24 protein-coding genes, 3 riboswitches and 1 other annotated feature are annotated in these 24,847 nt (G+C 30.6%); of the genes, 5 read left to right on the top strand and 19 right to left on the bottom strand.

Annotation, left to right across the window (positions count from 1 at the left end; translation table 11 throughout):
- Nucleotides 1–74: 74 nt before the first annotated feature.
- From B3630_RS13890 to B3630_RS13880, 3 genes are all read right to left on the bottom strand, one after another.
- Nucleotides 75–641, bottom strand: coding sequence for a folate family ECF transporter S component (locus B3630_RS13890; RefSeq protein ID WP_346899146.1), 567 nt, complete (start codon nucleotides 639–641; stop codon nucleotides 75–77).
- Nucleotides 642–697: 56 nt separating this feature from the next.
- Nucleotides 698–793: riboswitch (THF riboswitch) on the bottom strand.
- A gap of 132 nt (nucleotides 794–925) precedes the next feature.
- Nucleotides 926–1,069 carry a hypothetical protein gene (locus tag B3630_RS13885; protein WP_346899144.1) on the bottom strand — a complete coding sequence of 48 codons (144 nt, stop codon included), beginning with the start codon at nucleotides 1,067–1,069 and terminating at the stop codon, nucleotides 926–928.
- Between the two features lie 96 nt (nucleotides 1,070–1,165).
- Nucleotides 1,166–2,482: a nucleobase:cation symporter-2 family protein gene (locus B3630_RS13880; protein WP_346899142.1), complete on the bottom strand. Its 1,317-nt coding sequence runs from the start codon at nucleotides 2,480–2,482 to the stop codon at nucleotides 1,166–1,168.
- Nucleotides 2,483–2,719: 237 nt separating this feature from the next.
- Here B3630_RS13880 and B3630_RS13875 point away from each other — a divergent pair, with 237 nt between their 5' ends.
- Nucleotides 2,720–3,646: a hypothetical protein gene (locus B3630_RS13875; protein ID WP_346899140.1), complete on the top strand. Its 927-nt coding sequence runs from the start codon at nucleotides 2,720–2,722 to the stop codon at nucleotides 3,644–3,646.
- Between the two features lie 184 nt (nucleotides 3,647–3,830).
- Here the strand turns inward: B3630_RS13875 and B3630_RS13870 are convergent, their stop codons facing one another.
- On the bottom strand, nucleotides 3,831–4,685 hold the full coding sequence (locus B3630_RS13870) for a DegV family protein (protein WP_346899138.1): 855 nt from the start codon (nucleotides 4,683–4,685) through the stop codon (nucleotides 3,831–3,833).
- 119 nt (nucleotides 4,686–4,804) lie between these two features.
- On the bottom strand, nucleotides 4,805–6,193 hold the full coding sequence (locus B3630_RS13865; RefSeq protein ID WP_346899136.1) for a PLP-dependent aminotransferase family protein: 1,389 nt from the start codon (nucleotides 6,191–6,193) through the stop codon (nucleotides 4,805–4,807).
- A 204-nt stretch (nucleotides 6,194–6,397) separates the two neighbouring features.
- On the opposite strand from B3630_RS13865, the gene B3630_RS13860 reads away from it, so the two are divergent.
- On the top strand, nucleotides 6,398–7,171 hold the full coding sequence (locus B3630_RS13860; RefSeq protein WP_346899134.1) for an ECF transporter S component: 774 nt from the start codon (nucleotides 6,398–6,400) through the stop codon (nucleotides 7,169–7,171).
- 136 nt (nucleotides 7,172–7,307) lie between these two features.
- Here B3630_RS13860 and B3630_RS13855 read toward each other — a convergent pair whose 3' ends face one another.
- From B3630_RS13855 to serS, 14 genes are all read right to left on the bottom strand, one after another.
- A complete protein-coding gene (locus B3630_RS13855) occupies nucleotides 7,308–7,499 on the bottom strand; it encodes a hypothetical protein (RefSeq protein ID WP_346899132.1) in 192 nt (63 codons plus the stop codon).
- Between the two features lie 28 nt (nucleotides 7,500–7,527).
- A complete protein-coding gene (locus tag B3630_RS13850) occupies nucleotides 7,528–8,517 on the bottom strand; it encodes a dipeptide ABC transporter ATP-binding protein (protein WP_346899130.1) in 990 nt (329 codons plus the stop codon).
- On the bottom strand, nucleotides 8,495–9,517 hold the full coding sequence (locus B3630_RS13845) for an ABC transporter ATP-binding protein (protein ID WP_346899128.1): 1,023 nt from the start codon (nucleotides 9,515–9,517) through the stop codon (nucleotides 8,495–8,497). The genes B3630_RS13850 and B3630_RS13845 overlap by 23 nt, the downstream gene beginning before the upstream one ends.
- Nucleotides 9,518–9,526: 9 nt before the next feature.
- Nucleotides 9,527–10,444, bottom strand: a complete 918-nt coding sequence (opp4C, locus tag B3630_RS13840; protein WP_346869805.1) for an oligopeptide ABC transporter permease — start codon at nucleotides 10,442–10,444, stop codon at nucleotides 9,527–9,529.
- Nucleotides 10,445–10,458: 14 nt separating this feature from the next.
- Nucleotides 10,459–11,442, bottom strand: a complete 984-nt coding sequence (locus tag B3630_RS13835) for an ABC transporter permease (RefSeq protein WP_346899126.1) — start codon at nucleotides 11,440–11,442, stop codon at nucleotides 10,459–10,461.
- A 77-nt stretch (nucleotides 11,443–11,519) separates the two neighbouring features.
- Nucleotides 11,520–13,247 carry an ABC transporter substrate-binding protein gene (locus tag B3630_RS13830; protein WP_346899124.1) on the bottom strand — a complete coding sequence of 576 codons (1,728 nt, stop codon included), beginning with the start codon at nucleotides 13,245–13,247 and terminating at the stop codon, nucleotides 11,520–11,522.
- Nucleotides 13,248–13,749: 502 nt separating this feature from the next.
- Nucleotides 13,750–14,529 carry a bifunctional hydroxymethylpyrimidine kinase/phosphomethylpyrimidine kinase gene (gene thiD / locus B3630_RS13825; protein ID WP_346899122.1) on the bottom strand — a complete coding sequence of 260 codons (780 nt, stop codon included), beginning with the start codon at nucleotides 14,527–14,529 and terminating at the stop codon, nucleotides 13,750–13,752.
- Nucleotides 14,530–14,582: 53 nt separating this feature from the next.
- Nucleotides 14,583–15,242, bottom strand: a complete 660-nt coding sequence (thiE, locus tag B3630_RS13820) for a thiamine phosphate synthase (RefSeq protein ID WP_346899120.1) — start codon at nucleotides 15,240–15,242, stop codon at nucleotides 14,583–14,585.
- A gap of 72 nt (nucleotides 15,243–15,314) precedes the next feature.
- Nucleotides 15,315–15,423: riboswitch (TPP riboswitch) on the bottom strand.
- A gap of 246 nt (nucleotides 15,424–15,669) precedes the next feature.
- Nucleotides 15,670–16,131: a 6,7-dimethyl-8-ribityllumazine synthase gene (gene ribE / locus B3630_RS13815; RefSeq protein ID WP_346870879.1), complete on the bottom strand. Its 462-nt coding sequence runs from the start codon at nucleotides 16,129–16,131 to the stop codon at nucleotides 15,670–15,672.
- Nucleotides 16,132–16,185: 54 nt separating this feature from the next.
- The gene (locus B3630_RS13810) at nucleotides 16,186–17,388 is read right to left on the bottom strand and encodes a bifunctional 3,4-dihydroxy-2-butanone-4-phosphate synthase/GTP cyclohydrolase II (RefSeq protein ID WP_346899118.1); all 1,203 of its coding nucleotides are present in this window, start codon (nucleotides 17,386–17,388) and stop codon (nucleotides 16,186–16,188) included.
- A gap of 27 nt (nucleotides 17,389–17,415) precedes the next feature.
- Nucleotides 17,416–18,072 carry a riboflavin synthase gene (locus tag B3630_RS13805; protein ID WP_346899449.1) on the bottom strand — a complete coding sequence of 219 codons (657 nt, stop codon included), beginning with the start codon at nucleotides 18,070–18,072 and terminating at the stop codon, nucleotides 17,416–17,418.
- Entirely contained in the window at nucleotides 18,057–19,166 is a 1,110-nt protein-coding gene (gene ribD, locus B3630_RS13800) for a bifunctional diaminohydroxyphosphoribosylaminopyrimidine deaminase/5-amino-6-(5-phosphoribosylamino)uracil reductase RibD (protein ID WP_346899116.1), read from the bottom strand. Before ribD ends, B3630_RS13805 begins: the two co-directional genes overlap by 16 nt.
- 331 nt (nucleotides 19,167–19,497) lie before the next feature.
- Nucleotides 19,498–19,613: riboswitch (FMN riboswitch) on the bottom strand.
- Nucleotides 19,614–19,804: 191 nt separating this feature from the next.
- Nucleotides 19,805–20,035: a hypothetical protein gene (locus B3630_RS13795; RefSeq protein WP_346870876.1), complete on the bottom strand. Its 231-nt coding sequence runs from the start codon at nucleotides 20,033–20,035 to the stop codon at nucleotides 19,805–19,807.
- Nucleotides 20,036–20,238: 203 nt separating this feature from the next.
- Nucleotides 20,239–21,513, bottom strand: coding sequence for a serine--tRNA ligase (gene serS / locus B3630_RS13790; RefSeq protein ID WP_346899114.1), 1,275 nt, complete (start codon nucleotides 21,511–21,513; stop codon nucleotides 20,239–20,241).
- 78 nt (nucleotides 21,514–21,591) lie between these two features.
- Nucleotides 21,592–21,791, bottom strand: a binding site (T-box leader).
- Between the two features lie 211 nt (nucleotides 21,792–22,002).
- Here serS and B3630_RS13785 point away from each other — a divergent pair.
- From B3630_RS13785 to B3630_RS13775, 3 genes are all read left to right on the top strand, one after another.
- Nucleotides 22,003–23,517, top strand: coding sequence for a bifunctional UDP-sugar hydrolase/5'-nucleotidase (locus B3630_RS13785; RefSeq protein ID WP_346899112.1), 1,515 nt, complete (start codon nucleotides 22,003–22,005; stop codon nucleotides 23,515–23,517).
- 127 nt (nucleotides 23,518–23,644) lie between these two features.
- Nucleotides 23,645–23,854, top strand: coding sequence for a cold shock domain-containing protein (locus B3630_RS13780; RefSeq protein ID WP_346899110.1), 210 nt, complete (start codon nucleotides 23,645–23,647; stop codon nucleotides 23,852–23,854).
- Between the two features lie 211 nt (nucleotides 23,855–24,065).
- Nucleotides 24,066–24,847: 3'-5' exonuclease (locus B3630_RS13775; RefSeq protein WP_346899108.1), on the top strand; the 782-nt coding region annotated here is incomplete at its 3' end.

Genomic DNA, 24,847 nt, shown 5'->3' with positions numbered 1-24,847 from the left:
TTAATTATAAAAAATTAAAACCTTGATATTCTTTTAAGGGAATTTAAAAGAATATCAAGGTACATTTCTATATGTTATTTAAAACTTGGAACTCTTCTTGTCTTTTCAGCTGTTTTTAATACACTATATAAAACTATAGTTTCTATAGGTAACAGAATAAGACTTTTAACTATACGTACTGAGTAAGCTACAAATATTCCTTTTCCATACATAATGTATAACCATATTGGTGTAAGTACTAGGTTTATTACAATCATTATTACTAATCTAGTAATAAAAATTCGCTTTATACTTACAGGCTTTTTATATAATATTAAACCCGTTATAAAACCACCTAGGAATTCATTGAAAGTAAATCCAATGAAAAACGGACCATTAGGACGTATCATATACTTAATTACATCTGTAACTATTCCTACAAATCCAGTGGCAATAGGTCCATAAAACAAAGCACTTATACCTACGGCAATAAATGAAAATCCAATCTTAAGAATAGGGCTTAATTGAATAGACAATGATCCAAGAATAATGTTAATGGCCGCAATTAATGCTAGTCCAGTTAGTGATGAAGTCTTTTTTAAATGTGCTGAAGACTCCTTTAATAAACTCAGCATATTATCTTTTTTTTCTAAAAAAATCATAAAAAACCTCCTTTTTATAACAGCTACATAAAAAAGGAGAATTCCTATTAATATGTAGCAGTGGGAATCGAAGTAAGTACCGCAAGTTTCCTTTTCGTCTGGTGACAATTCCCTGTTCACCCAGCACTTAACGCACAAACTTCTAATCTGCCTCATAGTCATAGTATATCATATTTAAAAATTTTTTCACATATATTTTTTAAATTATATATACATATATACAAATATTATCCATCTAAATATATAAACCTAGGTTTAACTACTTAAACTAAATAAAGCCGAGATTAACTCTCGGCACTTTTATTCTCATAAGCTATTAAAACTATTTTACTATTTTCATCTTTTGACATACTTTGTTCAAGATCAGTTAGCATTCTTCTTTCTTCATCTGTTACATTTGCAAATTTATATTCATTGAATGATTGCATAATATCACCTCCTGTACAAATAGTATTAGCATTCATATAAGAAATATGTATAAGAAGTGCTTAATGTAGAATTAAAAGTNNACTTTTAATTCTACATTAAGCTGATTTATCCTTTGGCAAAACTAAATTTAAAATAACAGCAATAATTCCTGAAACGACAATTCCAGAACCTCCAAATACAAGAATAACCCATTGTGGCATATGTTGTAATGCCTCTGGTACTGATCCTAACCCAAAACCTAACCCTAAGGCAATTGCAACTATCATCCCATTTCTTCCATCTAAAGGTTCACTAGTTATAAGCTTTATACCACTAATAACTATCATAGCAAACATCATAAGTGCGGCTCCTCCAAGGACACTTTGAGGCATTACAGCAACTACAGCTCCTACCTTAGGAAAAATTCCTGCTATTATTAAGAATATAGCTCCAGTGGCTATAGAAAATCTGTTAACTACCTTTGTTATTCCGACAAGCCCAACATTTTGACTAAAGGAAGTATTTGGAAGAACACCAAATAATGACGCAAATGCACTTCCTAATCCATCAGCCATAACTCCACCTGATAACTCATTATCTGTAGCTGGTCTATTTAATCCCCCCATAGTTATTCCTGAAATATCCCCTACTGTTTCTACAGCTGTTACAATATACATTATTAACATGGCTACAATAGCATCCCAATGAAATGAGAGACCATATTTAAATGGCATTGGTAAAGTAATCCACGGTGCATTTCCAACTACCGAAAAATCTACTTTTCTCATAGGAATCGCCACTAAATAACCTACTATAATTCCTATTATTATTGAAGATGCGCTAGTCATTCCTTTAGTAAATTCTTTCAATATTATTATTACGACTAAAACTATCGTTCCTAATAGTAAGTTAGATGGTGATCCAAAATCTTTTGCTCCCACTCCACCTGCAAAATACTTAACACCGATAGGTATCAACGAAAGGCCTATTGCTAAAACCACTGTTCCTGTGACTACTGGAGTAAATATTTTTTTTAAAGGTTTAATAAATAATCCAAGTATGGCTTCAAATAACCCACCTATTAAAGACGCTCCTAAAATTCCAGTTAATCCATATTTACCTCCAATGGACACACAAGTTGAGATAAATCCAGAGCTTGTTCCCATTACTATTGGTAATTTACCTCCAACCTTCCATATTGGATAAAGCTGAACTAAAGTTACTACTCCTGCCACAAACATAGCACACTGAATTAAAAATGTTTTATCTTCTATAGGTAAATTTACCACTCCAGCTATTATAATAATTGGAGTTATATTCCCCGCAAACATAGCTAGTACATGTTGAATTCCAAGTGGAATTGCTTCTGTCAATGATGGCCTACCATCTAACTCGTAAACACTACCTTTATTGTTAATAACTTCCTTTTTCATAATTCCCCCTAATATATTAGCTAACTAATTAGTTAATTAATACATGAATTTATTTACTTAATATATATTAAAAGTTTATAAAAAAAATTCCTTATGTTTTTATAAATTTTGTTATTAAACTAAGCTCTATAGATAATTCTAATGCAATTTATTTAACATACATTTTCCTCTCTAATATTCACACTAATATGAATTTATAATATATTAACTATATATCAATAATAGGATAGATATAAAATGCCAGCTGACTTATTTACACCAATATATTTAAATCAAGATGAAATTCAAAATCTATCCTCAATACTAATCGATGGATATTTTGAAAGTATAACCATCAAGCAAATTAGTGATAACACTGTTACAGGAAGATATCAACATAATAATAAAAGCCAATGCTCCAATGACTATAAAAATACAAAAGGTGATAAGGATGATAATACTGTCATAGGCAATAGCTGCTACAATTATGGTGATATTTTTAGATATTTAGAAGGTAGAAATTTTGATAGAAATGATGTAACTCTAAAAAGAGTATATGCTTCTTTTAGCTATTACAATAATTTAAGAAATAAAATGAACGCCTTGGGGATTATAAAATATATTAATAAATCAAGCCCTTTAATTAATAATATTTATTCTGGAGATTACGTAGATTTAACAGGATGCTTAGAAGTTAATACTATTTCTAACTGCATAGATAACTGTATATTTATATTAAATAATTATGGAACTTCAAACTTGGATAATCTATTTGATACTAAACATATCGGCCCATTAACCTATACAATGATATGTGAATTACTAAAGACCATACAGAAAGCATTAAATAAAGGAGCTACCTTTGATATAATAATTAACTGCTTAGGAGTTAATTGTATTTTACCTATAAATTCCACATATACATTGAAACATTCTTATATATATGATGATGCCTCTTGTGATTGTTGTATACTTGGCAAAGTATCCAAGGTAGCTTATACTCCTTCTGAAAGTATCGAAATGCTTAGAAAAACAGGCTTAGATTCCTACTATACAAAACTTCTTAATTCTTTTATTCCATATTTTCACTTCTTAAACAATAATGGTTTTTTAATTCCCGGAGAATTTATAACTAGTATAAATGGTCCTGCCCTCCAAATCATTCCATTAAGTATTTGCATATAAAAGCGTCATATTACTTATAAATAGAATTCTTAATATTTTGATGACATTATTAAATTTCTTAGACTTTTAATCCTTACAAATTATTATTATTTATGATAAATATAATAGTATTTCATATTTTAGGCAATAATTGTATAAATTTACTAAAAAAATCTCATGAGTTTATACCCATGAGATTTTTTTATTACTTATTCTTTATATAAAATATAGCTATGGCACCTTCCCCTGAATGTGTACCAACTGCTGTACCAATTTCATTGATAAGTATTTTATTTATACCTAGTTCAGCTTCTATTAAATTAACTGTTTGATTGGCAGCTTCTAAATCATTTGCATGAGAAACAATCATATCATATTTATGATCTATCTCTCTAGTTTTCATTATATCTATTGCATACTTTAAAGCTTTATTTCTACCTCTTGCCTTTCCACAAGGTTCAAGAGCCCCATCTATTACTGTTATAATTGGCTTAATTCCAAGGACATGACTTATAATAGCTTTTCCTGTAGATATTCTTCCTCCCCGTTTTAACATGTCTACAGTTTCCATTACAATTAAAGTTTCTAATCTTCCTACTAAGTCATTTATTTCATCTAAAATTTTATCTACCGTATATCCTTTATCTCTCATGTCTGCTGCTACAGTAACTAAATATCCAAAGCCCCCAGATGCTACAAGTGTATCTACAACAAAAATATTTTCACTACCATCTTCTAAATGCATCTTTGCTATATTGGCTGAGCTATTTGTTCCAGATAATTTACCAGAACAAGTAAGACAAATAACCTTATTTCCACATTCTAATTCTTTCTTAAAAAATTCTTGAAACTCATAAGGAGTAACTTGTGAAGTTTTAACTGTAGTTTCTTTATGCTTTATAGCTTCATAAAATTTCTTATTTGATAAATCTACCTTATCCTTATATACATGTCCATTTAAATCAACTAACAGTGATAGAAATTCTATATTTTTCTCTCTCATAAATTCTGCAGTTAAATCTACAGAACTATCACATACTATTGTTATATTATTTTTCATGATATACCCTCCTGAATGCACTTTAATAATAAAAGTGTATTCGGATTATATCATCTATTACTTATCAATACAACAAAAACTCAAAAAAATTATGAGTATAATTATCATGTAAATTATGGCTATTTTTTCTTGAAGAATTCTTTTTTTAATAGCCTTAAAGCGTCTTCGAAATTTTCTTCAGTAACTCCCGAGCAAGATAGCAATAATCTAGGATAATTATTCTCTTCTTCTGCTTCAAAGGTACGTAGTAAAACACCTACATCTGCACCTCGTTTTGCTAATTCTTCTGAAGACAAACTGCTTTTTACTTCTAGTTGTACTAAAAATCCCCCTAAACCTGGTATAGCTGTTGCTTTATCTTCAAATATATTATTTATTGCTATACAGAGTCGCTGACTTTTCGCCATATACAACTTTCTAGCTTTTCTAATTTGTCTTCCAAGATGACCATCACTAATAAATTTACCTAAAGCAATTTGTTCAGTTTTTGATGCCGTTTGATTGTAGACTCGCCCTCTTTTTTCATATACTTCTGTTAATTCTTTAGATAGTACCATAAAACTAATTCTTAATGACGGCATTAATAATCGTGAAAATGTTCCCATATATACTACCTTATCTCCTCCATCTAATCCTTGTAGCGACGGTACTGGACGAGTATAATATCTGAACTCACTATCATAATCATCTTCAATTATTAAACAATCTTCCCCTTGTGCAAAGGCTAATAGTGATAATCTAACTTGTATTGGCATTACATCACCCCAGGGCGTTATATGAGAAGGTGATGTATAAATCATTTTAATTTTATCCTCCTTAAATTTAGATAAATCTCTATTAATATTCTTATAGGTCAAAGTTTTAAATCCTCTATCTTCAAATACAGCCTGTCCCTGTTCAAAACCAGCTCCTATAAAAGATATAGGCGATCTAACTCCTGTTAATGAACACAATATTTGTAATAAACTTTGTACACCTGCTCCAACCACTATCTGCTCTGGAGTACAAATCACTGCCCTTCTATCAGCTACATATTTTGATAATGCTACTCTTAAATCATATTCTCCTTGGGGATCTCCATAGGATAAAAGCCTTTCTTCATTACGAAGTGCACTCTTTATGTATCTACTCCACAAATCGAAATCAAAACTCTTATAATCTACTGCATAGGTTGCAAAGTCATATAATAGATGGTTCTGTATTATGGATTTATTATGTTGTAATTTTTTCACCTTTTGGATATCTTTATAATTTAATTCACTTACATAAAAGCCACTGCCAGGCCGAGATGTAACATAACCTTCAGCTACTAACTGCAAATAAGCCGCTTCAACTGTTGTCCTACTTATCATTCGCTCTTTTGCACATCTACGTATAGATGGAAGCTTACTTTCAGCCTTTAGGGTTCCTGAGGAAATCAGGTTTCTATAATGATTATATAGCTGAATATATAATGGTGTATTTGGTGAATCCTTTGGATTAATTATATCTCTTTTAACTTCACTCATAAAATTCTCCTTCAACTGTCCCTATTAAAATTATGCATTTTGTGCATTTCAACAATGACAAAGTCAATGTATATTATATATAAAGACACCAAAATATTCAATTAATTCTAAAAGAAGATAATAACTTCACATTACTTATTTTCTAAATTTGTTATTATACAAATTATTTATAATAATTTAAATGAATAGTATGGAGGTATATTAATGGAAACTAAAACACACTCTAAATTTTCTACTCGTACCATGGTTCTAATTGGACTTTTTGCTGCTTTATGCTACGTGGCATTATTTTTTAAGATCCCTATTCCCTCTCCTGTAGGAAATCCATTCTTACATATGGGAAATATGTTTGTTATATTATCAGCATTATTGTTCACTGGTACCATTGGTGGTCTTTCTGGCTCTATAGGTATGGGCTTATTTGACTTAATGAATGGTTATGCATCAAGCGTTCCTAAAACTGTGATTTTGAAATTTGGTATTGGAGCAATTGTAGGATGTGTTTCTGCAAGAGGGAAAAATAAAAATGCAAAGTCACCCATAAAGTGGATAAGCATTGCTTCTGGAATTTTAATCCTAATTGGTATAGTACTTTTCTTTACTGCTAATTCTTTAGGCAATGAAATTGTGGTAGCAGGTATCGAGAAAAAACTAGTAATTAATCCAGTATTATATGTTTTTTCTCTTATTCTTGGGTTAGGCTTAGCTTTGGTATGTATTTTTGCAAAAAAATTATCTATTGAAATTCAATATGCAGTATTAGGTGCTGTAGCTGGAATAGCCTTTAATTTAGTTGGTGAATTTTTATTTGGAGTATTCAAATTACTTCTTGTTGGAAGTGGATTCCTACCGGCAATATTAAGTTCTGCTGTGAGTTTACCTGCAACACTTATAAATGGCTCCTTCTCAATTTTTGTAGCTGTTGCCCTATATGTTCCATTATCTAAATCACTATCAAATAAAAAAGTTAATTTATAATTTGTTAACCAATAATTTCACATATGGACTCTGGTATTTGATTATCAGGGTTCTTTTTTTGTTATATAAATAACAAAAAAGTCAAGGCCTATACTAAGCCTTGACTATATCATAGAGTAGATGGGGATTATTCATACTACCTATAAAACATGATAAATATTATAAGCGCAATTACTGCAAATACAATCAATAAAACTGGGACAATCACCGATGCTGTGGCTAAAATTAGGGCTAGTAAATCATTTTTCTCTAACTCTACTTTACCAATCATCTCTGGATTTACTTCCCTTTTCTTAAATACTGCTTTATATGCCTCTTTCATCTTCATAGCATATCATCTCCTTTTATGTCCTTTACTATATCTCTCCTGCAAAATGACAAGCACAGAAGTGTCCCTTTTCTAATTCTCTAGTTTCTGGTGCCTGTTCCTTACATATCTCCTTAGCAAAAGGACATCTAGTATTAAATTTACAACCATTGGGTAGATTAACATTACTTGGAATTTCACCTTTTATTATACTCATATCACTTTTATAATCTGGATTTGCTACAGGTATAGCTGCTAGTAATGCCCTTGTATATGGATGTATTGGATTATTATATAAATCCTCCTTATCTGCTAGCTCTACTATAGAACCTAGATACATTACTCCAACTCTATCGCTAATATGCTTTACTACACTTAGGTCGTGGGATATAAATAAATATGCCAATCCCATCCTTTCTTGTAAATCCATCATAAGATTAAGTATTTGTGATTGAATAGAAACGTCAAGAGCTGATACTGGTTCATCACATACCACAAACTTTGGTTTAAGTGCTAATGCTCTTGCTATTCCTATACGTTGTCTTTGTCCACCAGAAAACTGATGAGGGTATCTATATATATGGTATGGAGAAAGTCCACACTGTTCAACTATTTCTAATACTCTTTTATTAAGTTCTTCACCTTTCTTATATAGCTTATGTTCTACTAAAGCTTCACTAACAATTGAATGTACATTCAATCTTGGATTTAAAGAGCTATATGGATCCTGAAATATAATTTGCATATCCTGTCTTAAAGGTTTCATCTTTTTTTCATTATATTTTACAATGTTTTGATCTCTATATAGAATTTCTCCTCCAGTTGGTTCATAGAGCTTTATTAAAGTTCTACCTAATGTAGATTTTCCACATCCTGATTCTCCAACTAATCCTAAAGTCTCCCCTTCATATATTTCGAAGGAAACATTGTCCACAGCTTTTACACAGAGTTTCTCTCCAGTGGAAGATTTACCCTTAACCGGGAAATATTTTTTAAGATTTCTTATTTCAATAATCTTATTTCTTTCCTTTTCCATCATGGATTCCCTCCTCATTATGATGTTTCTCATCTATTGCTTCATTATATAGGAAGCATCTTACCTCATGTTCATCTGAAGTATTAATTATAGCAGGCATCTTGCATTTACATTCTGCCTTGGCAAATTCACATCTTGGTTCAAAATAACATCCCTCAGGAAGGTGAAATGGATTTGGAACTACTCCATCTATAGAGTATAATCTTTCCTTATCTTGATCTAAACTTGGTATTGATGCTAAAAGTCCCTTAGTATAAGGATGCTTTGGATTATCAAAAAGTTCTTTAATCGGAGCTGATTCAACCACTTTTCCAGAATACATAACAATTACATGATCTGCCATTTGAGCTATTACTCCCAAATCATGGGTAATTAACATTATAGCTGTATTGGTTTTTTCCTTTAAATCATTCATTAATGTTAGTATCTGAGCTTGTATTGTTACATCAAGAGCAGTAGTAGGTTCATCAGCAATTAGTAATTTGGGCCTACATGCAAGAGCCATAGCTATCATAACTCTTTGACGCATTCCACCACTTAATTGATGTGGATAATCTCTTGCCACTTGCTCTGGCCTTGGTATTCCAACAAAAGCAAGCATATCAATAGCAATTTTCCTTGCTTCCTTTTTATCTAACCCTTGGTGAAGCATTACTGCTTCCATTATCTGATCTTCTATTCTAAATACAGGATTTAAAGAAGTCATAGGCTCCTGGAATATCATAGATATATCATTTCCTCTAACTTTTCTTATATCCTTATCCTCCATGGGTACTATATCTTTACTATCAAATTTAATAGTACCATCTACAATCTTACCTGGTTTATCTATAAGCTTTAAAATAGACATTGATGTTATACTTTTACCACAACCAGATTCTCCAACTATACCAAGAGTTTTTCCTGGTTCTACATCAAAGGAAACTCCATCTACAGCCTTTACAATACCATTATCTGTATAAAAATATGTTTTTAAATCTCTTACTTCTAATAAATTTTCCATATATCACACCTACCTTATCTCTTTTGGATCAAAGGCATCTCTTAAGCCCTCACCAAGAAGATTTATACTAACAACGGTTAATATGATTAAAATTCCAGGCGGTATCCAAAGCCATGGATTATTCGTAAATATAAATGAGTCTCTAGCTCTTTCAATCATATTTCCCCAAGTTGGTGTTGGTGGAATTACTCCTAATCCTAGGAAAGAAAGTCCTGCCTCTGTTAAAATTGCACCTGCCATTCCAAGGGTAGCATTAACTATGATATATGCAAGGGTATTAGGTAAAAGATGTCTTACTATCTTAGATTTATTAGATATACCCAATGCCTTTGTAGCTACTATAAAATCTTGTTCTCTAAGGGATAAAATTTGTCCCCTAACCATTCTAGCAAGACCTGGCCAAGATATTATGGCAAGAATAAACATAACTACATACATCTTCTGGGTACTACTTACCCTCCACATCAATGCAAAGGACAACGATATCATTAATGGCATAAATGGAAGCGAGCTAACTACTTCTGTAAAACGCATAAGAATGTTATCCACCCATCCACCATAATATCCTGCAATTCCACCTATAGTAGCACCAATGAGTACGGTTATACCTGCAGTGACAACTCCGATAAACATAGATATCCTTCCACCATAAAATACTCTCATAAGTACATCTCTACCCTGTTCATCAGTTCCAAGCCAATGCTTTGCTGATGGTGGTTTAACTTTATTAACAAGTTCAAACTCATTTAAATTATAAGGTGATATTATAGGAACTAATATTACTAACAAAACTATAATCCCAAATACTATACCACCTGTAAGAGCTATTTTATTCTTTCTAAATCGCTCCCATGCAACCCTCCATGGTCCCATAGCTTGAAGGTCTTGTTTCTTTTTTTCAGCCTTAGCCTTTTTTACTTCTAACATAATAAACTAACCTCCTATTCTACTTTTACTCTAGGATCTACCAATGCATAGGACATATCTGATACCAGATTTCCAATAACCATTAGGACTGCATAGAATGTATTAGCTGCCATTACAACCCAAATATCTCTACCCATAACTGATGTATATAATATATTTCCAATTCCTGGCCAAAGAAGTACTGTTTCTAATAATATTGCTCCTCCAAAGAGAGATGGAATATACATTCCTACAAGAGTTACTATTGGTATTAATGCATTTCTAAAGGCATGACGATAAATAACTACCTTCTCCTTTAAACCTTTAGAACGTGCTGTTCTAATATAATCTTGATTAATTACTTCAATAACACTATTTCTAACATATCTTATAAGCCCAGCTAGACTTAAAATAGTTAAAATTATTACTGGTAAACTCATATGTTTAGCTATGTCTATTACTTCAGCCATGAAGCTATCATAGCCAACAGCTGCCATTACTGGAGTTCTCATACCATTAAGCGGTATTGCTCCATTACTCGGTACTGCTATAAAGAAAATCATAAGTAATGCAAAGAAAAATGAAGGCATTCCTACTCCAACTAAAGAAAATACAGTCCAAAAATTATCAAATGCTCCATATTTCTTTACTGCAGATTTTATTCCTACTGGAATTGCAATTGCAAAGGCCAATACCATAGATACTATATTTAGTATAAATGTATTCCAAATATAATCTCCTATAACATCACTTACAGGTTTTCTAAATTTTAATGAAGAGCCAAAATCTCCTTTTAAAGTTCTTCCCAACCAATTAAAATACTGAACAACTGGACTTTTATCTAATCCTAATTGCTCTCTAATCATTTGTTGCTGCTCCGGAGTAGTCTTAGAACCTTGTCCTAAGTATGCGCTAACTGGATCTCCAGGCATTAGTTGTAATAATATAAATAGTATTACTGTTATTATTAGCATAACTGGGATTAAATTAAGTAATCTTTTGCCTAAAAACTTTAACATTTCATCACTCCTAAACTTATTTTAATAACGCCCTGCAATTTTATACAGGGCGCCAATAGCCTATATGAAATTTAAAATTATTCTTCTATATAAGCATGTCTTAATGCTTTTACCCAATCACAGAATGGGCTTGTTTCTAGGCCTTTTATTTTCTTATTATACATGTCAAAATAAGTATTTGCATATACAGGAACTATAGGTGCATCCTCATTAAGGATTTTAGCTATTTTATTATAATAAGGTTTTGCTTCTTCCTTATCTATAATACTCTTAGCTTCATCTAACAATTTATCAACTTCTGGATTACTATATCTAGCTGTATTATCTTTACCAGTACCAATATAATCTGAGTGAACTTCAGAATATAAACTATCTGGGTCTGGGGTATTTATAGATGTTGCCATGAAGTATATACTCCATTTATCTACGTTTTCATCAGAGTTATAGATAACGTAATCTAATAATGTATTAAACTCAAGATATGCTATATTAAGTTTAATTTTTAAACCTTCGCCCCAGTCTCTTTGCCACATTGGAATAAGAGTATTTAAAATATCATGATCTGGCATAGCCGCTACATTAAGCTCCATAACCTTTCCATCCTTTTCACGATATCCACTTGAACCAACCTTCCAGCCTGCTTCATCTAATAAAGACTTAGCTTTATCTAAATCAAAATTATACTCAGTCATTTCGCTAACTAATTTATCATCAATACCCCAAGAAACTTGAGAGAATGGATGGTATTGAACTGATGCAAGTACATCTCCAGTTGCCTCATCTTTATAATAACTATCTACAAATTCTTTAATGTTAAAGCCATAATATAATGCTTGACGTACTTTTTTATCTGCTGTTGGACCTGATTCACAGTTAAATTTAGTGTAACCATATCCACTTCTATCATAACTATTGAAAGTCATGAAATCCTTAGACTTAGCTTCATTTATTTTCTCTGGCTCAATAACTCCTGGAAGTAAATCTACCTCTTGAGACGTCAATTCAACTATATCAGTAGTTTGATCAACAAATTTACATACTATATTTTCAATATAATATCCTTCACCATAATAGTTTGGATTTCTCTTTAGAGATACAAATTCCTTTTCCTGAAATTTCTCTAAAGTATACGGTCCTGAACCAATTGGTTTTGTTGTTATAGATTCTATGGATGATGTATCTCCAACCTTCCAATTTGCACCATAATAATGTTCTGGCATGATTGACATAGTACAGTTGGCAAGATTTGTTCTTAGTGGCTCAGTAAAACTAAATTTAACTGTATACTCATCTACAGCAACTACACCTTTGAACTCTTCAGTCTTACCCTTTGAATATTCCTTATATCCAACTAAATCCTTAACAACAGATCCATATCTACCAGTATAAGATTTATCTGATAAAAATTGATAACTGAAAACAACATCATCTGCTGTTACCTTTTCACCATCAGAGAAAGTCATATCCTTCTTCAATTTGAAGGTTATTTCCTTGGCATCGTCTGAAAATTCCCAACTTTCAGCTGCTGATGGTTGATATTCTCCATTAACATCCATTACAATAAGTTGGTCAAATACCATCTCAACTACATTAGCATCATACGCAGATGAATAATAACCTGGATTAAAGTTACCAGACACTTCTGTTATTCCAGCAACTAAAGTACCCCCAATTTTCTTCTCTGCTTCTTCAGTTTTTGGTTTATCCTTTGATGTGTCTTCTTTTTTCTCTTTGTCACCACATCCAACTAATGAAAAAGCTAAAATACTTGACAACATTAAGGCCATTAATTTTCTTTTCTTCAAAATCTATTCCCCCTTAAAATAATTAAGTTATAAATAAATACAAAGATATATTTAAAAAATATATACTTGTATAAATTCCTATCCCCATGGTTAATACAATTTTAAATTTAGCTTTTAATTAAACTGATTATTTTATTTTTATATGATGTAATTAATTTCATATATTGTATATTTATTGCTTTTAAATATATATATTACAGTTTTGTAAATTCATTATCATAATAATACATATTTTTTTTACTTTTGTAAATACTTTTTTGGAAATTTTCAGAATTTTCTTTATATTGTTTAGAATTTAAAAATATTCGGTATTCTAATGTTTCGTTAACTATATTGCTTTATTATATTATATATATGAAATTTATATACATTATTTCATGTTCATAAAAAATAGGAGGCTGTTTTTTCAAACAATCTCCCTCTTTACATATTATTCATATATTGAAAACATATACTTAATGCAAATTATATGAATCACTTAATAAGTATATAGTTGTTACCATTATAAATTCCAACAGTGATTTAAAGGTCCATTACCTTTCCCAATATTTAAATTATCCCTTAGAGCACCTGTTATATATTTTTTTCCCCTTAAAATACTTTCATCTATACTATAACCTGCTGCTAAATTACAAGCTATGGAAGATGATAGGGTGCAACCTGTTCCATGGGTATTGAAATTATCTATTTTTTCTTCATGATACCAAGTTATTTTTCCATCTTTGTATAATAAATCGTCAGCACTATTTTCCAAGTGACCTCCTTTAATAAGAATTTCCCCTTTATATTCCCTTGAAATCTTTTTTGCTGCTTCTACCATATTTTCTTTATTTAAAATTTTAAATCCACAAATGCATTCTGCTTCTGGAATATTAGGAGTAATCACATCAGCTATAGGCAAAAGTTTTGTAATCAAAGCTTCCATGGCATCCTCTGAAAGAAGTCTACTTCCACTGGTAGATATCATAACTGGATCAATTACAATATTTTTAGCCTTATATTCTAATAATCTTTCAACAATCTCTTGAATAATCTGCTTAGAGGATACCATTCCTATCTTAATGGCATCAGGGAAAATATCTTTCATAATGCAATGGATTTCTTTACTTAAGAACTCTCTTGATACATTTAAAACATCATAAACTCCAGTGGTATTTTGTGCTGTCAAAGCTGTTATAGCACTCATTGCATACATTTTATGAGCTACGATAGTTTTTATATCTGCTTGTATTCCAGCTCCTCCACTGCAATCTGATCCTGCTATTGTAAGTATCTTTTTCATTATAAATCAATCCCCTCTATCAATGTATAGTATTTCCCATCTAAAATACACCCCTATTTTCCATGTATATTATATTGAGTTAGCATACATTCAGTTAACTCTAACATTTGTTTTGTTGCTACCAACACATCTTCTCTAGAAAATATTGAAGACACTAAAGCAACTCCATGTATTCCTAAGCCTTTTAGTTTCATGATATTATTCTCATTTATACCTCCAATAGCCACCACTGGTATAGTTACAGATTTGCATATATTTTTAATGGTTTCAAAGGTTATTATTCTAGTATCTAATTTAGTTGAAGTTGAAAAAGCTGCTCCAACTCCAATATAACTTGCCCCATCTTTTTCTGCTTTAATAGCTTGTTCCACAGTTTTTACTGTAACTCCTAAAATTTTATCTTTACCTATCATCTTTTTCACTTCTGCTGCGTCCATATCATTTTGACCTATATGAACCCCAGATGCATCAATATTTATAGCTATTTCCACATTATCATTAATAATTAAAGGAATATTATATTTATCTGTAATCTTCTTTATCTCTTTTCCTTCCTTTAGAAATTCATCATAGGATAATTTTTTTTCTCTTAGCTGAATTAATGTAGCTCCTCCTTGTAAAGTTTTTTCGATTTCTTCAGTAAATAATTTTCCATCTACCCAACTTCTATCTGTTACTACATATAACTTCATTTCACTTTTACTTATACTCATTTCATACACTTCCTTAACAGAATTTTGTAGAATCTAAAAAAATATGGGACATACCAAATAGTATGTCCCATTAATATTTTTAATGTAATTCCCTACGTTGGCATTATCCAAATCAGGTTATAGGTCGAAGCCACCTTTTGCTTCCTCTCAGCCTGTTATACAAGCTCCCTAAATATTTAATTTCTTAAAGCATAGCATTGATTACATCTTTTGTCAATTTCCTCTACTTTGTATGTAATTTAATTACACCCTATAGATGAGAAATCATCTGAACCCCGCATGAATAAAACAACTAGTTAAATAGTTAAATAGTTAGCTATTTAACTGTAAAAGTATATAGCTATTTATATATTTTTATAGGTGATTTTATTATATATTTACTACTAAATTAAATGATTTTATTATATTTTCATAATTAAACTTTTAATTAGAAACATTTTAATAAATTTGCCATCTCTATAGCTGTTACTGCTGCATCATAGCCCTTATTTCCTGCTTTAGTTCCAGCTCTTTCTATAGCCTGCTCTATAGTATCCGTTGTTAAAACTCCAAAAACAACTGGTTTCTCTGTACTAAGAGATACTGATGCTATTCCTTTTGAAGCTTCAGCACAAACGTAATCGAAATGTGGTGTAGAGCCTTTAATAACTGCTCCAAGGCATATAATTGCATCATAATTTTCATTTTGAGCCATTTTTTTTGCTACCAGCGGTAATTCAAAAGCTCCTGGCACCCATGCCACTTCAATGTTATCTTCTTCTACTCCATGTCTTTTAAGTCCATCAATGGCTCCACCTAAAAGTTTAGATACAATAAACTCATTAAATCTTCCTACTACTATCCCAATTCTTAATCCTTGCGCAACTAAATTTCCTTCAAATATTTTCATCATTATTCCTCCTAGATTATATTTTAATTTATACTAAATCATAGATTTAGAGTATTACTGGTAACTAAGTATGTGGTCCATTTTAGTTTGTTTAGTTTTTAAATAAAATTCATTATCCTTATTGTAGTTGATTTGGATTGGTACTCTCTCTACTACCTCAATATCATATCCATCTAGCCCTTTAATTTTCTTTGGATTATTAGTCATAAGTCTAAGCTTTTTAGCTCCTAACTCTCTAAGAATTTGGGCTCCTATTCCATAATCTCTAAGGTCTGCTGGAAATCCAAGTTTAATATTTGCCTCTACAGTATCATATCCATGGTCTTGTAAATCGTAAGCCTTTAATTTATTTATAAGTCCTATGCCTCTTCCCTCTTGTCGCATATATAAAAGTATCCCGCAGCCTTCTTCTTCAATTCTCCTTAAAGCTTCTGCCAATTGCTCTCCACAATCACATCTATTAGATCCAAGGACGTCTCCAGTTAAGCATTCAGAATGAAGTCTTGTTAAAATTGGTTTATTCTCATCAATTTCTCCTTTAACTAATGCCACATGATGTTCTCCATTCAATTTATTAATAAAGCCGTACATTTTAAAATTACCGTATTTTGTAGGCATATCTACCGCTGCTGCTCTTTCCACTAGTACTTCTGTCTTTCTTCTATATCTTACTAAATCTGCTATGGTTATTACTTTAATATTATGTAGTTTACCGAATTCTAAAAGTTCCTCAGTTCTAGCCATAGTTCCATCTTCACTCATAATTTCACAAATTACTCCTGCTGGCTTTAACCCTGCTATTTTGGCTAAATCCACTGCTGCCTCAGTATGTCCTACTCTTTTTAATACACCTCCATCTCTAGCTTGTAGCGGAAATATATGACCTGGCCTTCTAAAGTCTTTTCCTATGCTATCTTCATCTAAAATCTTCTGAATAGTTAAAGCCCTCTCGTAGGCAGATATTCCTGTGGTTGTGCTTATATGATCTACAGATACTGTAAATGCAGTTTCATGATTATCTGTATTTTTTTCAACCATAGGCTCAATTTTTAAGTCTCTAAGTCTTTCTCCCTCCAACGGCATACATATAAGACCTCTCCCGAACTTAGCCATAAAGTTTATAGATTCTGGAGTAACCTTTTCAGCAGCCATTAATAAATCACCTTCATTTTCTCTGTCTGGATCATCAATTACTATAACCATCTTCCCTTCTTTAATATCCTTAATTGCTTCTTCAATTGTATAAAACTCTGACATATTTAACCCTCCCTATTATATTTAATCTTATATGAATCCATTTTCTTTAAGAAAATCTTCATTAATAGAATCTTTTTTTTCTATTTTCTTATCACTTTGAAATGTTAAAAGTTTTTCTACATATTTCCCTATAACATCACATTCAAGATTTACGGTATCTTCACTGGTTTTAGATAATAATATAGTTTCTTTTCCTGTATGTGGAATTATAGAAACTTTAAATACCCTATCATCTACATAAGCAACAGTAAGACTTATTCCATCAATGGCTATAGAACCTTTTTCAACTACATACTGTAAAATATTTTTCTTAACCTCTACGGTAACCCATATTGCATTATCTTCCTTTTTCATGGAAATAATTTTCCCAACACCATCTATATGTCCACTTACTATATGTCCTCCAAATCTTCCTTTAGCACTTAAAGCTCTTTCTAAATTTACTTTGCTTCCAACCTTTAATTCCCCTAAATTACTTCTTCTTAGAGTTTCAGCCATAACATCAGCATCAAATAAATTTCCATATATATTTGTTACTGTTAAGCATACTCCATTGGTACAAATGCTATGTCCTAACTTTACATCCTCAATAACTTTATTAGCTTTAATTGAAAGAATGGAGGATTTTTCTCCCTTTTTTATTCCTATAATTTCTCCTACCTCTTCAACTATTCCTGTAAACAAGGCTTCCATCTCTCCTTCATGTATCCTTCTATTAAAATATCTTCTCCTATAGTGCTTACCCTTATACTCTCTACTCCATAGGCTTCTTCTAGAACTTTTATTCCTATTCCCTCTACTGGAGTTTTAGACTTTCCTCCTCCAATAAATTTTGGCGCAATGTAAATTTGAATTTTATCTACTATTCCAGCTTTTAGAGCTTCGGAGTTTAAGGTTCCCCCTCCTTCAAGAAGAATACTATCAATATTCATTTCACCTAAAGTCTCCATTAATTTCTCTAAATTAACTTTCTCCTCTTTAGAAGGAATAACCACTACTTCCACACCACTCTCAGTATAAATTGATATATTTTCCTTCGTAGCTTTTTCCGTAGTTACTATAATGGTTCTTGCCTTCTTATCCTTTATAACTTTAGAATTTAAAGGAATTTTAAGGGAACTATCTAAAATTATTCTTATAGGGTTTTTCCCTCTTAGTACCCTACAGGTTAACTCAGGATTATCCTTAATAACCGTATTGACTCCAACCATTATTCCCATAAGATTATTTCTCAAATTATGGACATTTTTTCTTGAAGCTTCTCCAGTTATCCACTTTGATTCCCCATATTGAGTAGCTATTTTACCATCAAGTGACATGGCAGTTTTCATGATTACAAAGGGTTTCTTTGTAGAAATATACTTTATAAATATTTCATTTAAAGCAATACATTCCTTTTCTAAAATTCCTACATCTACAATTATTCCAGAATCTCTAAGCTTTTTAACTCCTCTACCCGCAACTAAAGGGTTTGGATCTAAAGAGCCAATTACCACTCTCTTTATCTTTTTCTCTATGATTTTATCTACACAAGGTGGTGTCTTTCCATGATGAGAACAGGGCTCTAAGGTCACATAAAGAGTCGCTCCAAAAGTATTTTCTTTAGCATCTTTAAATGCATTAACCTCTGCATGGTTCTGTCCATAGACCTGATGATATCCTTCACCAATAACAGTTTCATTCTTAACAATTACAGCACCTACCATTGGATTAGGATTAACTCTTCCACGTCCCTTCTCTGCTAATGTCAAAGCCAATCTCATATAATTTTCATCCATAAAATCACATCCTTATTTAAATAAAATAAAAGCCCCAAGTATAATACCCTGGGGCTGAATTTTTATTCATATTTCTAGTAAAATTTAGTTTATTCTTTAATATTAAAAATTTAATATTAATCATAAAATAAAAAATCTCTGAAATATATACATATATTTCAGAGCACATAAACTAACAATTATAGTTATATACACAGAGTTCTTAGCTTCTCTGAAGCTTTAGAAACCGTTATCCATGGACATAATGCTCTTAACTCCCACTTTAAGAAGATATGAGTATTAGAGCTAGTAGTCATCGGATAAAACAACTATAGTAATTACTATACTTATAAATAATTTTCTCACATCCAGACTTTACTGTCGGCCTTGGAATCTCACCAAGTCATGCCAAATTGGCTCGCGGGCTATACCGCCGGTAGGGAATTTCACCCTGCCCCGAAAATTGATATTAACTTGTCAAACCCATAATATCATTTTACATAAATAATTTCAATATATTCATACAAATATTCTTAATTAACATTTTATAAACCATATTTATTGTTATTTACAAAATAACATTTCTCAGAAAATAAACCAGAGACATTGTAATATCCCCGGTTTATTTCATTAAATATTTTCTTATTTAATTTAAACTATTACATATTCAATAAACTTAATATTTCTTGAACAGCTTGCTTAGCTTCTCTAGGCAATTTTTCTATTGCTGCATCTTGAGCCTTTTGGTCATTTATCTGGGCTATCCTAATTATCTCTTGTTGCAGTCCTGGTATATTATTTACTACATTGGCTGCATTATTAAATCTAGCTGCAAAATTAGGGTCCTTCATTTTTCCCTTAATCTTCGTTATTAATTCATAAGGATTCATTAAACTTTCCTCCCACCATCGAAATAATTCATTATAATTACATAATATTCAATAGTTGCTTAAAAGTTCTTAGCATATATTTTTTTAGATATAGTTCCAACACTTATAATAACTACAACCTTATCTTTATAAAGCTCTATATCCTTTAAAGCTTAATAATTTATATCTTACATATTAAATTTCATAGATTTTAAAAAGTCTAGCTATAATTTATCTTTTCCTATCCACTTTCTCAATACTTGTGGTACTATAACACTTCCGTCCTCTTGTTGATATTGTTCTAGTATTGCAGGTAATAACCTGCTTGTAGCTAAACCTGATGCATTTAAGGTATTTAGATATTCTACCTTATTACCCTCTTCTCTTCTAAATCTTATCATACCTCTTCTTGCTTGATAATCTCTTGCATTAGAAGCTGAACTTATCTCTTTATATTCATTCATGCTCGGTATCCAAACTTCTATATCATAGGTCTTCGCCATAGACGCACTACAATCTTTAGCTGCTAGCTTTACTAGTCTATAATGTAGCCCTAAGCCTTTTACCAGAGCTTCAGCTTTTTTAATTAATTCCTCTAGAGCTTCATCTGAATCCTCAGGTTTTGTATATTGAAACATTTCAATTTTATTAAACTGATGTCCTCTTATCATACCTCTTTCAGATTTTCTATAGCTTCCAGCTTCAACACGATAACAAGGAGTATAAGCAAACAATTTCTTAGGTAACTCTCCTTCTTTTAAAATTTCTCCTCTATAAAGATTTATTAAAGCAGTCTCTGCTGTAGGAAGCATAAATTGCATACTTTCTTTATCTTTTTTGTCCCCAACTGTAAATACTTCATCAACAAATTTAGGAAACTGACCTGCTGAAAGACCACATTGATAGTTTAATATATGTGGAGGCAGGATAAATTCATATCCATCTTTTATATGCTCTTCTATAAAGTAATTAAGTAAAGCCCATTCTAACATAGCTCCTACACCTTTATATATCCAAAATCCATTACCTCCAAGCTTAACTCCTCTTTCATAATCAATAAGATCATAAACTCTAGCAAGTTCTACATGATCTTTAATTTGGAAATCAAAATTAGGCTTTTCTCCAAATTCTCTAACTACCTTATTATTTTCTTTTCCACCTGCTACTACATCTTCATCAGGTATATTAGGAAGACTTTCCATAAAGGTATTCATCTTTTCTTCTAGCTCTTGAAGTTTCTCATCATATTCTTTTATTTCTTTACTAACTACTTTCATTTTTTCATATAATTCTTCTACATTTTCTCCATTTTTCTTAAGAATAGAAATCTCTTTAGATGCCTTATTTTTCTTACTCTTAAGCTCTTCTACGTGGATTAATATTTTTCTTCTTTCTTCATCCCATTGTAAAAGCTCTGAAAAATCTACACTATCCATTCTCTTTAAAAGTGCAGCTTTAACCTTCTCAGGATTTTTTCTAATTAAATAAATATCTATCATTTTTATTCCTCCTAAATGAATTTTTTAATATTAAATCTTTTTATTTTGCTGTAAATTAAAAACTCCCGCCTCTATAAATATAGAGACGAGAGCTATTATATCCCGTGGTACCACTCCAGTTGTCACATTAGTGACCTCTTTACTGTGCTTTAAGGAGCACTCCCCTCTGATTCTTCATCAGTAGCTCCGAAGTGGAAAGACTATATAATATACTGATTTTCACCTATCATCAGCTCTCTAAAATATTTAAATAGTCGTAGCTTCATCATTGCTATATGATATTTAATATATATTAAACATTATTCTAGCACCTTATTCTTTCAATGTAAATATTTCTATATAATATAACTTAATAAAATTACCTTTAAATTTTACTTTTACTAGATATTTTATCTACGAAGATGATTTTATATGTAAATAATATATATGTTATAGTAATATTGATGAAAATTTATAAAATACAGTTTTTTAATATAATGAGGTGACAAAATGAAAAAATTAAAAATATACTTTACGTCTGATATTCACGGATACATATATCCTACAAATTATAGAGATGATACTGAAAAGAATATGGGTATATTAAATATAATTAATCAGTTTGAAAAAGATGGGAATACCCTAATCATAGATGGTGGAGATACAATTCAAGGTTCTCCTTTAACTAATTATCTAAGTAATAATGAATTTGATATACATCCACTTGCAACTATAATGAATGAAGGTCAATACGATTATGTAACTCTTGGAAATCATGATTTCAATTATGGCTATGACTATTTGAAAAAATATCTTAACAATTTAAATGGAAAATGTCTATGCACTAATATAGATAATAAAACAAAAGAAATATGTATTTTGCCTTATGATATTAAAACCATGGAAAATGGGTTAAAAGTAGGCATAATGGGATTTACCACTGATTTTATAAACAGATGGGAAAGGCCTTTAAATATAAAAAATTTCACTATCACAGATACCTTTAAGTCAGTAAAAAAGTATTATGCAGAACTAAAAAAACAATGTGATTTAGTAATAGGGATTTATCATGGTGGATTTGAAAATGATTTAGAATCCCATGAAAAACTAAGTAACACTAATGAAAACATAGCATATAAACTGTGTCAAGAATTTGATTTTCATATTCTTTTAACTGGACATCAACACATGGAAATTCCAGGACAATATCTACATAATACCTACATAACTCAAACCCCTCCCAACGGGACAAAATTTTTAGAACTAAACTTAGAGTTTCATGATGATTTAAGTAAAAATATAAGTTCTTCATTAAAAAAAGTAGAGCTTAATCCTAATAATGCTATGTATTATAAATTCTTAAATTTAGAAAAACAAGTTCAAAAGTGGTTGGATACACCTGTAGGATTTTTAGATATAGAACTTCAACCTAGTACTCACATAAACATGGCTACGAATGGCTCTTATTTAGCTAATTTCATAAATCAAGTACAGTTGGATGCAAGTGGTGCTGATATTTCAGTTACATCCTTTGCTAATTCAATAAAAGGTTTTAATAAAAATGTAACAGTAAGAGATATAACTTCTACATATATGTTTCCTAATACCCTAACTATCATTGAAATAGATGGGAAAACTTTAAAGCTTGCCCTTGAAAAATGCGCTAGTTACTTTGATAATATTGATGGTGAATTACAAGTATCTACCCGCTTCTTAAAACCTAAGGTAGAACATTATAACTATGACTATTTCTCAAATTTGAGTTATATCTTTGATATAAACAAAGAAGTAGGAAATCGTGTTGTTTCAATGAAATTTAAGGGTAAAGACATTTTTGATAATGATACCCTTACCCTTGCGATGAACAACTATAGAGCAACAGGTGCAGGTGGTTATGATTTCTATAGAAATTGTAGAGTAGTAGGTGAAGTCTTAAATGAAATGCCCGACATTATCATTGATTATTTTAGAGCTCATAAGAAAGTTGTAGTAGATAAAAATCAATATCTAACTGTTATTAAATAGCATACAATTGTTAATAATAAATTTATTCATCTCTTTTTATTAAGATTAATTATTATTATGTTTAAAAATCATAATTTTTTCAAATACTACACTATAAGTTAATTTACTGTTTAAGGAGGAATAAATATTGTCTAGTATAACTGGTATTGTTAAATGGTATGATGAAGGAAAGGGTTATGGATTTATTTCTTGTAATGAGGGCAATGATGTATTTGTACATCATTCTCAAATAAAAGAAAAAGGAACTAATAAAGATTTACATGAAGGTGAAAGTGTAACTTTTGATATTACTGATGGGTCTAAAGGACCCATGGCTGTGAATGTTCAAAAGCTATAACTTGAATTTAAAAGGTTATATTAGGGTTAAATTATTTAACTTTAAGGTAGCCTATTTTTATGCTTTTTAGATAATAAAAGCTATATAATTGCTACAAATTCTGTTATTATAGATAGTTGTACGGTATTTGTTACTCTATGTTTTTTAATAATTAATCAATACATAACCAATACTAAGATAATTGATTTTATATGTTAAAAGTGGTGATATAATGAACTATATAATATTTGACTTAGAATTTAATCAAAAATATGAAGATAAAAAAGAACATTGTTTAGAAAAAAATCAATGTGTAGAAAAGAACAATAATTTAAGTCTTCCCTTTGAAATTATTCAGATAGGAGCTTTAAAATTGAATGAAAATTTCGAAAATATATCCACATTTAATTTTTTAATTAAGCCAACTATTCACACAACTCTACATCCTTATGTGGAAAACCTTACTAAAATAAGTAATAATGATATAAATTCTTCAGAAACCTTTCCTAATATTTACGATAAATTTACTAAATTTATTGGTGAAGAAGAAGCTGTTCTCTGTGTATGGGGAATAGTAGATATAAAAGAACTTTTACGAAATATAAAATTTCATAATATATCTACTAACTCTCTTCCCCTTAAATATATCGACGTGCAAAGCCATGCATCAAAATATTTTAATAGTAAAAAAGGTATAAAAATTGGACTTAAAAATACAATTGAACTTTTGGGTATACCCCTTCATGGTGATTTTCATGATGCTAGTAATGATGCTTATTATACAGCAGAAGTATTAAAGATGATTTTCAATAAAAATATAAAGCCTTTATTATATACTAACCCTTCTAGAAGTACCTCTTCTGTTAAAGAAAAAGTTGATATGAATAGAGTATTTGATCAATTTAAAAAAATGTACAAGAGAAGTCTAACTAAAGAAGAAAAGTCTATGATAAGCCTCGCTTATAATATGGGTAGGACAAAACAATTTGTAATTAATCGAGTAGGAGCTGAATA

Source organism: Clostridium sp. UBA7503 (assembly GCF_002477055.1).
Lineage (GTDB): Bacteria > Bacillota > Clostridia > Clostridiales > Clostridiaceae > Clostridium_J > Clostridium_J sulfidigenes.
The sequence above is the reverse complement of the archived record's forward strand: the minus strand, read 5'-3'. Positions and strand labels throughout refer to the sequence as shown.